This window comes from uncultured Sphingomonas sp. (genome assembly GCF_964244265.1).
In the GTDB taxonomy this organism is placed as follows: domain Bacteria; phylum Pseudomonadota; class Alphaproteobacteria; order Sphingomonadales; family Sphingomonadaceae; genus Sphingomonas.
The window spans coordinates 60,717-74,833 of record NZ_CAXTHV010000009.1; the positions used below are offsets into that span (position 1 = coordinate 60,717).

The 14,117-nt window shown below is 68.5% G+C and carries 11 protein-coding genes; 7 read left to right on the forward strand and 4 right to left on the reverse strand.

Features of this window, described 5'->3' with window-relative positions; genetic code table 11:
* Nucleotides 1-112 precede the first annotated feature (112 nt).
* Both ACFE7K_RS05490 and ACFE7K_RS05495 read left to right on the forward strand, forming a co-directional pair.
* Complete coding sequence (locus tag ACFE7K_RS05490; RefSeq protein ID WP_375397165.1) at nt 113-2,443, forward strand: TonB-dependent receptor; 2,331 nt, start codon at nt 113-115, stop codon at nt 2,441-2,443.
* 88 nt (nt 2,444-2,531) lie between these two features.
* The gene (locus ACFE7K_RS05495) at nt 2,532-3,602 is read left to right on the forward strand and encodes an alpha/beta hydrolase family esterase (RefSeq protein ID WP_375397166.1); all 1,071 of its coding nucleotides are present in this window, start codon (nt 2,532-2,534) and stop codon (nt 3,600-3,602) included.
* On the opposite strand, the gene ACFE7K_RS05500 is transcribed toward ACFE7K_RS05495, so the two are convergent.
* From ACFE7K_RS05500 to ACFE7K_RS05515, 4 genes are all read right to left on the reverse strand, one after another.
* A complete protein-coding gene (locus tag ACFE7K_RS05500) occupies nt 3,539-4,621 on the reverse strand; it encodes a glycosyltransferase family 4 protein (RefSeq protein WP_375397204.1) in 1,083 nt (360 codons plus the stop codon). The genes ACFE7K_RS05495 and ACFE7K_RS05500 overlap by 64 nt on opposite strands.
* Before the next feature lie 2 nt (nt 4,622-4,623).
* Entirely contained in the window at nt 4,624-6,234 is a 1,611-nt protein-coding gene (locus ACFE7K_RS05505) for an alpha-amylase family glycosyl hydrolase (RefSeq protein WP_375397167.1), read from the reverse strand.
* Nucleotides 6,235-6,287: 53 nt separating this feature from the next.
* Entirely contained in the window at nt 6,288-6,803 is a 516-nt protein-coding gene (locus ACFE7K_RS05510; RefSeq protein ID WP_375397168.1) for a DUF2141 domain-containing protein, read from the reverse strand.
* 75 nt (nt 6,804-6,878) lie between these two features.
* Nucleotides 6,879-8,333 (reverse strand): ArnT family glycosyltransferase, encoded by a 1,455-nt coding sequence (locus ACFE7K_RS05515; RefSeq protein ID WP_375397169.1) that lies wholly within the window; start codon nt 8,331-8,333, stop codon nt 6,879-6,881.
* 271 nt (nt 8,334-8,604) lie between these two features.
* On the opposite strand from ACFE7K_RS05515, the gene ACFE7K_RS05520 reads away from it, so the two are divergent.
* Genes ACFE7K_RS05520 through ACFE7K_RS05540 form a run of 5 tightly spaced genes read left to right on the forward strand, consistent with a single transcriptional unit; the run spans nt 8,605 to nt 14,108 of the window.
* Complete coding sequence (locus ACFE7K_RS05520; protein WP_375397170.1) at nt 8,605-9,477, forward strand: glycosyltransferase family 2 protein; 873 nt, start codon at nt 8,605-8,607, stop codon at nt 9,475-9,477.
* Between the two features lie 22 nt (nt 9,478-9,499).
* Nucleotides 9,500-10,255: a ChbG/HpnK family deacetylase gene (locus tag ACFE7K_RS05525; RefSeq protein ID WP_375397171.1), complete on the forward strand. Its 756-nt coding sequence runs from the start codon at nt 9,500-9,502 to the stop codon at nt 10,253-10,255.
* Nucleotides 10,256-10,272: 17 nt separating this feature from the next.
* Complete coding sequence (locus ACFE7K_RS05530; protein WP_375397172.1) at nt 10,273-10,827, forward strand: RNA polymerase sigma factor; 555 nt, start codon at nt 10,273-10,275, stop codon at nt 10,825-10,827.
* Complete coding sequence (locus ACFE7K_RS05535) at nt 10,817-11,758, forward strand: FecR domain-containing protein (RefSeq protein WP_375397173.1); 942 nt, start codon at nt 10,817-10,819, stop codon at nt 11,756-11,758. The genes ACFE7K_RS05530 and ACFE7K_RS05535 overlap by 11 nt, the downstream gene beginning before the upstream one ends.
* Nucleotides 11,718-14,108 (forward strand): TonB-dependent receptor plug domain-containing protein, encoded by a 2,391-nt coding sequence (locus tag ACFE7K_RS05540; protein WP_375397174.1) that lies wholly within the window; start codon nt 11,718-11,720, stop codon nt 14,106-14,108. The genes ACFE7K_RS05535 and ACFE7K_RS05540 overlap by 41 nt, the downstream gene beginning before the upstream one ends.
* Nucleotides 14,109-14,117: the final 9 nt, after the last annotated feature.

The window sequence follows — 14,117 nt, forward strand, 5'->3', positions numbered from 1 at the left end:
CCGGCGCCGGCGACGCGCCCATCCACCATCCCGTTCCCGCCTCGCAGGAGCCGTTTCCGGCTCCTCCTCGATCCATGCGGCCCGCGCCGCTGCCTGCGAACAGGGACTTGCCATGCCCGCCCTCCCCCGCCTTGTCCTGTCGGCGTCCACGCTGATCCTGCCCGCCTGCCTGTGGTCCGCCGACGCGCAGGCGCAGGCGACTTCCACTGCCGCGGCCGACCGCGACGACATCCTCGTCACCGCGCAGAAACAGACCCGCACCATCGAGAACGCCCCCGCCACGCGTGCCACGATCACCGCCGCGCAGATCGCCGACACGGTCAATGCAGTAAACATCGAGGATACGCTCAAATACTTGCCCAGCCTCGTCGTGCGAAAACGTCATATCGGCGACACGCAGGCGCCGCTCGCGACGCGGACGTCGGGGCTTGGCGCCAGCGCGCGCAGCCTGATCTATGCCGACGGCGCGCTGCTGTCGTCGCTGATCGGCAACAACAACACCTCGGCCAGCCCGCGCTGGAGCCTGGTCGGGCCCGAGGAGATCGCCGGGATCGACGTGCTCTACGGCCCGTTCTCGGCAGCCTATGCCGGCAATTCGATCGGTGCGGTCGTCAACATCACCACGCGCCTGCCCGATGGGCTGGAGGGCAGCGTCACCGCCGGCACCAGCCTCCAGACGTTCGATCAATACGGCACCGATCGTGCCTTGCCGTCCTATCAGGTCGGCGTGACACTCGGCGACCGGTTGGGCCCGCTGGCGCTGTTCGGCAGCATCGTCCGGACCACCAGCAACGGCCAGCCGCTGGCGTATGTGACCGGCATCCGGCCCGCCGCGCCCTCGGCAACCGGGGTCGGCACCACGGGCGGCTATGACGATGTCAACCGCATTGCCCGGCCGATCCGCGTGTTCGGCGCCTCGGGCCTCGAGCATCAGGTGCAGGACACCGTCAAGCTGAAGGCCGCGCTCGATCTCTCGTCCACGATCCGCCTGACCTATGTCGGCGGGCTGTTCCGCAACGATACCGATGCAGGTGTCGAAACCTATCTGACCGGCAATGCCTCGGGACTGCCGGTCTATATATCGCCGGCCGCGCCCGCAACGCCGCTCAACATCGGCGGCTATGCCTATGCCATCGCACCCGCCGCCTTCTCGGCGGGCATCTATCGGTACGACGAGCGCCACTGGTCGCATGCTTTGTCGGCGACCGGCAGCGGGGGGCCGGTCGACTGGCAGGTGATCGGCACGCTCTACGATTTCGACCGCGACGTCCAGCGGACGCCGACCGGCGCGCTCCCCGGTGCCTTTGCGGGCGGTCCGGGCACGATCGTGCGGCTGGACGGCACCGGCTGGGCGACGTTCGATGCCCGTGCCGCGTGGCGGATCAAGGCTGGGGGCGATATTATCCTGAGCGCCGGTCTTCATTGGGACAAGTTCACGGTGAAGAGCAACCGTTACGCCACCACGGACTGGATTGCGGGCGGCGAAGGCGCGCTGAACCTCGTCTCGCGCGGCAGGACGCAGACGATGGCACTATGGGCTCAGGGCGAGATGCGCCTCGCCGCGCCGCTCACGCTGACGCTGGGCGGACGCTATGAAGGGTGGCGCGCCGATGACGGGTTCAATTATTCGCTGTCCCCCGCATTGTCGGTCGTCCAGCCGACCCGCACCGCCGCCGGCTTTTCGCCCAAGGCGTCGATCACCTATCAGCCGGCCGCGAATTGGTCGGTGCGGCTGTCGTTCGGCAAGGCCTATCGTTTTCCGACGGTCGGCGAACTGTATCAGGCGATCGCGACCGGGACGGTGCTTACCGTGCCCGATCCGACCCTGAAGCCCGAACGCGCTCTGTCGGAGGAACTGGCGCTCGAAAACCGTGACGACAGGGGGAGCCTCCGCCTGTCGCTGTTCAACGAATCGATCAGGGACGCGCTGATCTCGCAATCGGCGCCACTGGTGCCGGGATCGTCGACCTTGTTCACCTATGTGCAGAATGTCGACCGCACCCGTGCGCGCGGGGTGGAGATCGCCTTTGCGCGCACCGACCTGCCTGTCCGCCGCATCGACCTGTCGGGCAGCGTGACCTATGCTGACGCGACGACCCGCGCCGATACCGCCTTTCCCGCGGCGGTCGGCAAGCTGTTGCCGTCGGTGCCGCGCTGGAAGGCCACCGGGCTGGTGACATGGCGCCCCGTCGACGCGGTCGCGCTGACCGTGGCGGGGCGCTATGCCAGCCGCAATTACGCCACGCTGGATAATAGCGACGTGGTCGGGAACACCTATCAGGGGTTCTACCGATACTTTGTGGTCGACCTGCGCGCCAGCTTCAGGATCACCGATAGTTACTCGTTCGCGCTCGGCATCGACAACGTGAACAACGACAGATACTTCCTGTTCCATCCCTTTACGCAACGCACTTTCCACGCGGAGGTGCGGTTGAAGCTATAGGAACAGTCCGCATGCACCGTAACCTTGTATTCCGGCTGCAAACCCTCATGTTGCGGTGCAGCAAACGACGGGCGGAGCCGGTACAGACATGCGACGCCTCAATGATACGATCCTGCGGCTGAGCAGCACGCCGAAACTTGCTGGAATGATGCCGACGATATTGCCGTCGCGGCTCAAGCCACTGCCGTCGGCGGGATCGAACCCCGGCGCGCTGGTCGGATCGTATTACGTGCCCGATGGCGGTGGCCGCCTGCCGCTCGTGGTCGTCCTCCACGGCTGTACGCAGAATGCGGCCGTGTACGATCATGGCGCTGGCTGGTCGGCGCTGGCCGAACGGCATGGTTTCGCGCTGCTGTTCCCCGAGCAGCAGCGCGCGAACAATCCGAACCTCTGCTTCAACTGGTTCTCGCCCGACGACAATCACCGTGACGTCGGCGAAGCGTTGTCGATCCGCCAGATGGTGGCGGCGATGATCGATCGGCATCCGATCGATCCCGCGCGCATCTTCGTGACCGGCCTGTCGGCGGGCGGGGCGATGACGTCGGTGATGCTGGCCAGCTATCCAGAGGTCTTTGCCGGCGGCGCGATCATCGCCGGGCTGCCGTTCGCGGCGGCGTCTTCGGTGCCCGAGGCGTTCGATCGGATGCGCGGCCATGGTCATGTCGATGGCGACGCCTATGCGGCGGCGGTACGCGGCGCCTCGGTCCATGGCGGGCCATGGCCGACGGTTTCGGTCTGGCACGGCAGCGCCGATCGCACGGTGGCGGCGATGAACGCCGATGCCATTATCGGCCAGTGGCGGTCGCTGCACGGCGCCGGCATCGCGCCGGACCGCGATGAGATGGTCGACGGCGTGCGTCACCGCGCCTGGCGCGATCGTGCTGGGCGCGACGCGATCCAGGACTATCGCATCGACCGCATGGGACACGGGACCCCACTGGGAACTGCCGGTACGACCGCGTGCGGATCGCCGGGCGCCTATATGCTGGATGTCGGCATTTCCTCGACCTGGCACATTGCCGCGGACTGGGGACTGATCGATGATATCCAGGCGGCGGTCACCCGCACGCCGCCGGCGACCCCCGCAATGCCTGTTCAGGCCGGTGGCATCCAGGGCACGATCGAGGCCGCGCTGCGGTCGGCCGGGTTGATGCGCTGATCGCCCCCGGAGTTACCCGCCAGCGACCGGTACAGCTGTAGGTATCGCTCGGCCATGCGGTCGACGCTGAAGCGGGCGACAACTGCCCGGCGGCAGGCCGCGCGATCGATTGAGCCGACGTGGCCGATCGCGTCCACCGCCTCGTCGAGCGTGTCGACCAGGAAGCCCGTCACGCCATCGTCGATCAACTCGGCCATCGATCCGCGGCGATAGGCGATGACCGGCGTGCCGCATGCCATCGCCTCGACCACCGACAGCCCGAACGGTTCGTCAAAGCCGATCAGGTGGAGCAAGGCGCGGGCCTTGCCCAGCGCGGCCAGCCGCTCGGCGCCGCCGACCAGCCCCAGGAAGCGGACGCGGTCGCCATCGATGAACGGCGCGACCCGCTCGCGATGATATTCCTGGTCCTGGATCAGCCCGGCCATCACCAGCCGGCGCCGGGCTGCCGCGGCGGCGAGGATCGCCTCGCCCGCGCCCTTGTCGGGATGGATGCGGCCGAAGAACAGCAGGTCCTCGCTGCCGACCGGATCGAACGGAAAGGCGTCGATCGGGATGCCGTGATGGATGGTCGCCGCATAGGTCAGCGCGGGGTGCCGATCGGCGTCGCTGATCGCGATATAGGCGACGCGGTCGTCATACGCCTCATACACCGGCAGGATGCGGTCCGACGAGAAGCCGTGGATGGTCGTCACCATCGGCGTATCGACCAGCCGCGAAAAGGCGAGCGGCATGAAATCGGCCTGGTTGTGGATGATGTCGAACTCGGCCGCGCGCTCGACCACCTGCGCGATGTGCAGCGCCTCCCACACCTTGGCATCGAGCGACGGATCCTCGGAATAGCCGCGCGGCACCACGCCCGCCAGCTTGGCCGTCGTCAGCGAATTGAGCGTCGCGAACAATGTCACGTCGACACCCCGCGCGACGAGTGCTTCGGTCAAGAGGCTGGTGACCAGTTCCCACGGCCCATAGGCGACGGGCGGCGTCCGCCACGAGATGGAGCTCAGCATCGCGACGCGCATGGTCAATCGGCCCTTCGGCCGGTCAGCCGAATGATGACGGCTTCGTCGGGGCGCAGCGTGCCCGGTTCGGCCGGCGTGCTCAAGGTGGTCAGGAGCATTTCGGCCCGGACGGCGGGCGGCATCGACAAGGACCGTGGCCGCGTACCGAGGTTGAGCGCGACCAGCAGGCGGTCGTCGCCGTGCCGGCGCTCGTAAACCAGGGTCTCGTCCGCCGCCTCTGCCATTGTCATGCTGCCGATCGACAATGCGGCGGTGACCCGGCGCAGCGCGAGAAGAGAGCAGTAGAGCGTCAGCATCGACGACGGATCATCCGCCTGTGCCGCGACGTTGCGGGTCGGCCAGTCCTCCCCCAGCGGCAGCCAGGGATCGCCGGTGGTGAATCCGGCATTGGCCGAACCGTCCCAGGGCATCGGCGTGCGCGACCGGTCACGGCCCAGGCCCTTGCCCGGTTCGCGCAGCTCGCGTGGATCGCGGATGCGGCCTGGCGGGATCGCCACCGGGCCGATGCCGATTTCGTCGCCCTGGTACAGCGTCGGCGTGCCGCGCAGCGTCAGCAGCAGCACCGCCGCGACCCGCGCCTGCGCCTCGCCCAGCCGCGCGGCGATACGCGCCGCATCGTGGCTGCCGATCACCCAGTTCGGCCAGGCCCAGTCGGGGATCGACGCTTCGTAATCCGCGATTACCCTCCCCAGCACGGCCGCATCCCACGGGGTTTCGATCAGGTGGAAGTTGAACGGCAGATGCACTTCGGGGCGATCGGGTGTGCCGAACCACCGGGCGAGACGATCGTCGGGCAGAAAAATCTCGCCGATCAGCACCCGGTCGCCATAGCTGTCGGCCAGCGTGCGGAAATCGGCGGCGATGGCGTGCGCCTCGGGCTGGTCGGTCGAATATAGCTGCAACAAGGCGTCGCGCTCGCCAAGATGCGGGCCGTAATCGGGATTGGGCGGATTGTGCGGCAGGTCGGCCGCCTTGACGATGTGCCACAGCACGTCGATCCGAAAACCGTCGACGCCGCGATCAAGCCAGAAGCGCAATACGTCCATCATCGCGGCGCGCAGTTCCGGGTTGCGCCAGTTGAGGTCGGGCTGTTCCTTCAGGAACGCGTGCAGGTAATATTGTCCCGTTGCCGCGTCCAACTCCCAGGATGATCCGCCAAAGTCGCTGATCCAGTTATTGGGCGGACCGCCGTCGGCCGCCGGGTCGCGCCAGATATACCAGTCGCGTCGGGGGTCGTCGCGCGACGACCGGCTGGCGACGAACCAGGGATGCCGGTCGGAACTGTGGTTGGGGACGAAATCCAGCAGCAGCTTCAGGCCGCGATCATGGATGGCGGCCAGCAGGCTGTCGAACGTGGCAAGATCGCCGAACATCGGCTCGACGCCGCAATAATCGGCAACGTCATAGCCGAAATCGGCCATGGGCGAGGGGAAGATCGGCGACAGCCAGAGCGCATCGACCCCCAAGGACGCGATGTGATCGAGCCGTCGCTCGATCCCCGCCAGGTCGCCGACGCCGTCGCCATCGCTGTCCTGGAACGAGCGCGGATACACCTGATAGACGGCGCCGCGCTGCCACCACGGCATGGTGGCGAGGGGAGGTTCCGGAACCATGGCCGCCTCCTACGGCCGCGCGGACGCTTCGGCCAGCCGGCAGTGCGCGACACTCAGTTGAGCGGCGAAAATCCGAACCCGCGCAGATACTGGACCTTGATGTTCACCGTCGTCACGCCCGGGCCGGCCTCCACCGCCGCCTGTTCCAGCGTCGGCTTGCTGCGCCCGAGCGATCGGCCGCCGGGCACGCCCGCGCCATCGCTCCAGAACGAGAATTTGTCGCGTCCCACACGGTTGTGCCGCAGCATCAGCGCATAGCGGCCGGGGCGCGGCACGCGGACGCAGATCGCGACATTGCCCGATACCGGGACACGCGATCGCGCGCGGCGAAAGATCTTGCCCTGGGCGACCAGGTCCTGGTCGGGCGCGAGATAATCGCCGGGCGTCGCCGGATAGAGTTCGAGCCACAATTCGCCGGCGCGATCCTTCAGCCCCTGGACGTTGACCTCGATCGCGGGTCCGCGGCCGGTCTCGCATAGCGGGGCGTCCTCGCCGATGGTTTCCGCCGCCGTGGCGGTCGCGGTCGACAAAGCCGCGATGGTCAGCGCGGCGATCGTTAAGTGACGCATCAGTGGCAGGTCCGAACGTAAATGGCTTCGTAACCATGACGACGCCGAACCCCCGATCCTCACCCGCCGCGCGCATCATCGCGCCGGCCGGCGGTCGCGGCGCAGAAAGACCAGCCAGTGATCGCGGCCGCGGGGCGCGCTCAGCAGCAGGCGGTAATCGCGCGCCAGGGCCGCCGTCATCACCGCCTGGCTGTCGCGGTTCCACGGCGCGAGCGGGTGGTCCATCGTCACCACCACCGGGGGGCGGCGGGCCATCACGCGGCGCACCTCGGCTGCCTCGTCGATCCCGGTAGCACCCTGTTCGGGGGAGTAGGCGAGCGTGGAGGGGAACGCATAGGCGGTCGGCAGGCAGGCATCGGCAAGGTGATAGAGGATCGCGTCCCCGGCAAAGACATAGGGGCATTCGCGGCCGCTATTGGCCGCCATCGCGCGGGCGACCGCGCGTGCCGCGACACGGTCGTCGGGCTCGGTGGCGACATGGAAGGCCAGTAGCAGCACCCCCCATCCCAGCGTGGCCAGCATCGCGGCGCGATAACGCCCCAGAACGGGCGCCGCGACGATCGTCAGCGGCACCATCAGCGGCAGCGCATAATGGTCGAAGAACGCGCCAATCATCGCAAAGGCGATCAAGGCGGCGGCCAGCCAGCCGAACGCCAGCAGGATCTCCGGGCAGCGCGGCCGGGCGCGCCAGGCCATGACCGCCATGACGATGAACGGCAGCAATTGCGTCGTCGTGCCCGCCAGCCGCGCCGCGATCTTGGCCGCGGGATAGCCCTTGCGCAGCGCGACCGAGGCGAAATTGGCGAACCAGAACGCCTGGAAGAAGGCCGGCCCGCGCCGCCAGTAATCTGCCACGACGATCGCGGTCGGCGCGATGCCCAATATCGCCCACAGCAGGGCGGCCCCCACCATTACCGGCCATCCTCCGCCCGCGCGGCGCAGATACCATGAATGCGCCAGGCCGAAGAACGCGCCCTCCACCACCGGCGTGTATTTGGTCTGGATCGCCAGCCCCGCCAGCAGGCAGGCGACCGCGCCGTTGACGACGATCCCCCGCCGGTCGCGCCGCGCCGCCAGTCCGGGCAGGCGCAGCGTCAGCAGGCCCGCGCCCGCGACGAACAGATTGTAGAAGACCGGCGATTGTCCGCCGCGCCCGCTCAGCAGCGATAGCCACAGGAGATAGGCGACCGCCGCGACGACCGCGCCCGACGATCCGGCACCCAGCCGCCGGCCCGCCTGCGCGATCAGCCATGCGGTCGCGGCGGCGAACAAGGTGGCGACCAGTTGATAGGCCAGAATGCCTTCCCCCGGCAGCATCCGGATCGCCGCGAAGATCAGAAACAGGCCGACCGGCTTGCGGTCCCAGATGTCGACATAGGGCAGCGCGCCGTGGCGCATGCGGTCGCCGACCAGCAGGTAGAATTGCTCGTCGACATGGATCACCGGGTTGCCGAAGTCGCGCGCCCGCAGCGCCACCGCGACCGCAATCAGCAATGCAGAAAGCGCGATACCGCGCGCCCGTTCCGCCATCACCGATGTTACCGCAATCCCCACCGGCCGGTACGCTTAGCGACATTTGCCGGTGCGTTGAAGCTGCCGTCTGCGCGCGCCTATACGTTTAAAAGTCGTTTATTTTTGTCATGCACAGGTGTGGGTATGTCGCGGCGGCGTCGTCGTTGGATCGGGGCACTGGAAGTCGGTGCCGGCGCCGTGATCGCCGCGATCCGCCAAGGGGGGCGGTCGTTGGTGGATCCCGCCGGCACCGGCTTCCTTCATCATCTCGATGTGAGCGGCAGAACGCATGTATCTCGACCTGGATCCCCTCGTCTCTTCCGGACCACCGCGGATCGAGCAACAGGTCGCGACCCGCTGGACGGTGCTGATCCCGTTCTTCAACGAACGCGATTATCTGGCGGCGACGATTGCCAGCCTGGCCGCGCAGACCGTGACGCCGACGATGATCCTGGTCGACAACGGATCGACCGACGGCAGCGCCGATGTCGCGCGCGATGCCTGCCGCGAGCATGGCGCCGACTTCGTGCTGGTCACCGAACGCGTTCCGGGCAAGATCGCCGCATTGGCCACGGGGCTCGCATGGGTGCGCACCCTTTTTGTCGCCACTTGCGACGCCGACACGCTGTACCCGCCGGATTATCTCGCCCAGGCGCAACGCCTGCTTGAGCGGCCGGGCTGCGCGGTGGCGGGGGCCTATTTCGTCAGGCCGGGTGCGACCCGGCGTGACCGCATCGCCAAGGCGCGCGCCATCCTGCTCGGTGCCAGCTTGTTGCCGCGGCAATGCCATACCGGCGGCGCGGGCCAGGCGTTCCGTACCGCCACATTGCGGGCAGCGGGCGGGTTCGACGCCCTGCGCTGGGGCTTCGTGCTGGAGGATCACGAGGTGATCCACCGCGTGATGGCCAGCGGATCGATGCGCTATTCGGCTGATCTGTGGTGCATGCCGTCACCGCGCGAGCGCGATCGCGACTCGATCCGCTGGACGCTGGTCGAGCGCCTGCTCTATTCGGTTGCCGCGCCCTGGGCGGGCGACTGGTTCTTCTACACGTTCCTCGCCCGGCGCCTGAAGCAACGGCGGCTGCACAGCAATCGCATGCGAGAGCGGCGGTTCTACAGCCTTGAGGGACCGGTCCTTGCCTCGTCTCATCCTGTGCTCTGACGATTTCGCTTTTTCCCGTGACGTGAGCGAGACGATCGCCGACCTCGCGCGGAAGGGCAAGCTCAACGCAATCAGCTGCATGGCGGTAATGCCCGGCTGGCCGGCCGACAGCGCGTTGCTAAATGACCTGTCAGATACCGTCCAGGTCGGCCTCCACCTGACGCTCACGGGGGAGCGGCCGCTGACCGCGATGCCGATGCTCGCGCCCAACGCCGTGCTGCCCGGGATCAATGCGCTGGGACGGCGCGCGGGCCGGCGCCGGCTACCGCTGGACGAAATCGCGGCGGAGATCGCCGCGCAGTTCGACGCCTTCCGTGCTGCGACGGGGCGTCCGCCGGCCTTTGTCGACGGCCACCAGCATGCGCATGCGCTTGGCGGCATTCGCGAGATCGTGCTCGCCGAAACCGCGCGACGGGCGCCCGGCGCCTGGGTTCGCGACTGTACGGACCGCGCGCTGGCGATGCTGGCGCGGCCTTTCCCGGGCAAGGCGATCGCCAGCGCCTACCATTCGCGCGGCTTGCGCGCTGCTGCGGCGGCGCATGGACTGTCCTGCAACGACAGCTTTGCCGGGCATTACGATTTCACCGGCGACTATCGCGCCTTGTTCCCCCGTTTCCTGCACCGCCCCGGGACGATGCATCTGGTGATGTGCCATCCCGGGGCGGGCATGCGGCCCGGCGACACCATTGCCGCGGCCCGGCCGAAGGAAGCTGCCGCCTTGCGCGATTGGTCGATCGCGGACATGGCTGCGATGGAAGGGTTGGCGTTTCCCGCCTGACCGTAGGGATTCCAAGGGTGGACGGCGGGCTCACGGCCATTTTCCTCGCCCAACGGCCGATGCTGCTCCGGTTGGTCGCCGCGCGTCTCGGCAATCGCGACGATGCCGAGGATGTGTTGCAGGACATGTGGCTGCGGATCGACCAGCTGGCCGACCGCCCCGTGGCCCAGCCGGTGGCCTTCCTCTATCGGGTCGCCGCCAATCTCGCCACCGACCGCCGGATCGCCGCGACCCGTCGTGGCGCGCGCGATTCCATCTGGCTCGACGGCCAGCCGGAGGCCGATGACGTGCCCGACGCCGAACGCCTGCTGATCGCGCGTGCCGAGTGGCGCCAGGTCGAGAGCGCGATTGCGGACATGCCCGACCGGATGGCGACGGCGCTCCGCCTGTTCCGTATCGAGGGGCGGCCGCAAAGCGCGATCGCCGCGCAATTGGGCATCAGCGTCAGCGGGGTCGAGAAGCTGTTGCAGCGCGCCTATCGCAAAATCCACGACCGGCTCGCACAATCTGCTGAGGATTCGGGCGGCGCGCATCGTCTGGGCAGTGAAGGGGGTCCCGACCGTGCCGGCTGACCGCGAAACGATCATTGACGAGGCGATTGGCTGGCATGTGCGGCTGGCTGAGTCGCGCGACGACGAGTGGACCGATTTCATTGCCTGGCTGGAGGCAAGCCCGGCGCATGCCGCGGCCTATGACACGGTCGCCATGGAGGATCGCCTGATCGGCGACGTGCGCCTGCCGCTCGCGGGGGCCGCGGCGCCGGCGGCGAACGACAATCCGCGGCGGTACTGGCGACGGGCGCTTGGCGGCGGCGCGATCGCCGCGACGATTGCCGCGTTGCTGGTGCCCGCCATGCTCGTCAGGCGATCGCAGCCCTATGCGATCGCGACCCGGCCAGGACAGCCCCGCACGGTCATGCTGGCCGACGGCACCAGCATAGAGATCAGCGGCGGCACATTGTTGCGGCTCGACCGCGCCGATCCGCGTGTCGCCACGCTGGATCGCGGAGAGGCGGTGTTTCATGTCCGTCACGACACCGCGCATCCGTTCGCGATCACGTCCGCGGGCGTGACGATCCGCGATCTCGGCACCGTCTTCAACCTGGCCCGCGACGGCACCCGTTTGTCGGTCGCGGTGTCCGAAGGGTCGGTGCTGTTCCAGCCCGATGGCGCCGGGCTGACGCTGCGCGTCGGGGACGCGCTGACCATCGACGAGCGCAGCGGGCAGACCGTCCGGTCGCGGATGTCCCCCGATCAGGTCGGCGGCTGGCGCAGCGGCGTGCTCAGCTTCGACGGCCAGCCGCTCGGCCAGGTCGCGGCGACGCTGAACCGTCTCTATGCGACTAACCTCGGCCTGGAGGGCGGCTTGTCCGATCGCCCCTTTACCGGCATGGTCCGTTTTACGGGGAAGGCCGATCGTGACGTACCGCATCTGGCCACATTGATCGGAACCAAGTGGCGGCGTGAAGGGGAAGGGTGGATCTTGTCGAGCGCGGCACCCTAGTCTCGCTACCCTGCTCCTGGCGGCGATCGCCGGCCTGCCCCAGACCGCGACGGCGCGCGAGGCCGTCCTCTCGATCCCCGCGACGACGCTCGATATCGCGCTGACCACGCTCGCGCGCGCGGCGAACGTCGAGATCATCAGCACCGAACCGGCCTTGCGTACGGTGCGAACGCGGCCGCTTGACGGGTCGATGCCGGTGCGGGTGGCGCTCGACCGGCTGCTGGACGGGACCGGTTTCCGCGCCGTCCGAACCGCGGCGGGCGGATACCGCGTCGTCCGGGCGGCCTTGCCCCCATTCCCGTCCCCGCGCCGGGCGGCGGCAGTCCCCCCCACGCCCGCGGCCGCGCCGTTGCCCGACATCGTCGTCACCGCCAGCAAGCAGCGTATCCCGCTGCTGCGTTACCCCGGCAGCCTGACCATCGTCGGCGGCACCCCGACATTGCCCGCGCGCGCCGCCGGTGACATGACCGACGTCGCGCGGACGCTGCCGATCCTGCAAAGCACGCAGCTGGGCGCGGGCCGCAACAAGATCTTCATTCGCGGCGTCGCCGACAGCAGCTTCAACGGCAGTACCCAGTCAACCGCCAGCATCTATCTCGACGACGTCCAGCTCACCTATTCGGGGCCCGATCCCGCCGTGCGGCTCTACGACTTGCGCAGCGTCGAGGTGCTGGAGGGCCCGCAGGGAACGCTCTATGGCGCGGGAGCGATCGGCGGGGTGATCCGGCTGACGTCCAATCCGATCGACCTCGCCGCCACCGCCGGCGCCATCGCCGGGGGCGCCACCGCCACCAGCAAGGGTGCGCCGGGGTTCGATCTGGCGGGGATGATCAACCTGCCTCTCCTGACCGACACGCTCGGCGTGCGCGCGGTGGCCTATCGCGTGCGCGACGGCGGTTTCATCGATGATCCCCAGCGCGATTTGCGGGACGTCAACCGCGTCGACACGCTGGGCGGCCGCATGGCGCTGCGCTTCGATCCGGGGGACGGCTGGCGGGTCGAGGCGAGCGGGGCGGGGCAGCGGATCGACACACGCGACGGCCAATATGCCGATCGCGTGGACGCCCCGCTTACCCGGCGGTCGCCGATCGCCCAGCCGTTCGACAACCAGTTGCTGTTCGGCCGTGTCGTGGTCGCCAGGGACTGGGCCAGCGGGTTGCGCTTGTTCTCGGCGACCGGCATCGTCGGCTATCGATCGACCGACCGGTTCGACGCGACGCAGTCGCCCGCCCCCGGCATGCCGCCGGTGCCCGCGACCTATACCTCCGATCGCCGCAAGCTGCTGTTCAGCCAGGAGGTCCGCCTGTCGCGCTCCCTGCCCGGCGGCACCTCGTGGGTCGGCGGACTGACCTATGTCAGCGACCGCGACATCCTGTCGCGCGCGACAGGTTTCCCGGACAGCGAGACCAGCATCATCGGCGTGACCAACGTGACCAGGGCGATGTCGGCGTTCGGCGAGGTGACGTTCGTGGTCCTGCCGGGCGTGTCCGCCACGGCGGGCGTGCGGCTGACGTCGGCGCGGACCGATGGCGAACCGTCGAGCACGCCGCGTTCGGCCAATTTCGTCAGGGGCCGGCTGACCTCGCGTGCCGACCCGACGCTGGCATTGTCCTGGACCGTCGCAAGGCGCCTGGCGATCTTCGCGCGCTACCAGACCGGCTATCGCACCGGGGGCCTGGCGGTCGCGCGCGGCGTCGGCCGTGTCGCCGATTACCAGCCCGATGCGATCGTCGTTGGCGAGGTCGGCCTGCGCCGGCTGCGCACCGGCGTGACCGGCATCGCCTTTGCCGGCAGCTTCTCGGTCGCGCGCTGGACCGGCATCCAGGCCGACCTGATCAATCGCCGGGGCCAGCCCTATACCGCCAATATCGGCGACGCGCGGATCCGGACGCTCGAAGGCAATGTCGACTGGGTGCCGCTGGCCGGGCTGGACATTGCCGGATCGTTCCTGCTGACCGACAACAGCCTCTCCGGGCCGCTCGCCGATCTGTCGCGGCGCGACAACCGCAGGCTGCCGGAAACGCCGCCGTTCGCCGCGCATGGCGGCGTTTCCTATCAATGGCAGAGCGGCCGCGTCGCCCCCCGCATCGGCATTACCGCCGATTATGTAGGCCGATCGGTGCTGGGTACCGGCGACCTGCTCGATGTCAGCCAGGGCGATTATCTGACGATCGGGCTCTCGGCCGGCGCGCGCGTCGGCCACGTCGACCTGTCGCTGGAGGTACAAAACCTGACCGATCGCCAAGCCAACCGCTTCGCCTTCGGCAACCCGTTCGCGTTGGCATCGCGCGACCTGATCACGCCGTTGCGGCCGATCAACGTTCGCGTGGGAGTGTCGGTCGCCTGGTAGAAGAACGTC